The organism is Streptomyces sp. DT190 (genome assembly GCF_049846985.1).
Taxonomy (GTDB): Bacteria; Actinomycetota; Actinomycetes; order Streptomycetales; family Streptomycetaceae; genus Streptomyces.
Map to the genome: position 1 here is coordinate 1 of NZ_JBNCNM010000069.1, position 626 is coordinate 626.

The window sequence follows — 626 nt, forward strand, 5'->3', positions numbered from 1 at the left end:
CGTTGCTGCCGCCAGCGGGCCGGGCCCGGGGCAGGTGCCCGGGATCATCGCCAGGTCCTGGAGGGCATCGTGTTCAAGTTCCGCACCGGGGTGCCCTGGAGGGATCTGCCGGAGCGGTTCGGGCCCTGGCAGACCGTGTATGGACGCTTCGCCCGCTGGGCCGCCGACGGCACCTTCGACCGACTCCCGGCCGCAGCCCAGCAGCGGGCGGAGGTGGACTGGATGGTCGCGCTGGACTCCACGATCGTGCGGGCCCATCAGCACACGGCCGCCAAAGGGGGCTCGATGAGCGTGGGCTCGGACGCTCCCGTGGCGGACTGACCAGCAAGATCCACCTGGCCTGCGACGGGCGGGGCCGGCCGTTGTCCTTCACGGTCACGGCCGGCACCCGCAACGACTGCACCCAGGCCGAGACGGTCATCGACAAGATCCGCGTCGCCCGGCCCGGACCGGGACGGCCCCGCGTCCGCCCTGAGCGGGTGGTCGCCGACAAGGGCTACCCGGCCCGCTCCTCCCGCGCCTACCTGCGCAGACGCGGAATCAAAGCGACCATCCCCGAACGCGTCGACCAGCTCGCGGGCCGACGACGGCGCCGCCAACAGCCCTGCGGCTTCGACAAAGCCGCC

The 626-nt window shown here is 73.0% G+C and carries 1 pseudogene; it reads left to right on the forward strand.

Annotation, left to right across the window (positions count from 1 at the left end):
• A pseudogene (locus ACPXCS_RS39620) lies at window positions 1–626 on the forward strand (IS5 family transposase); the annotation flags it as partial.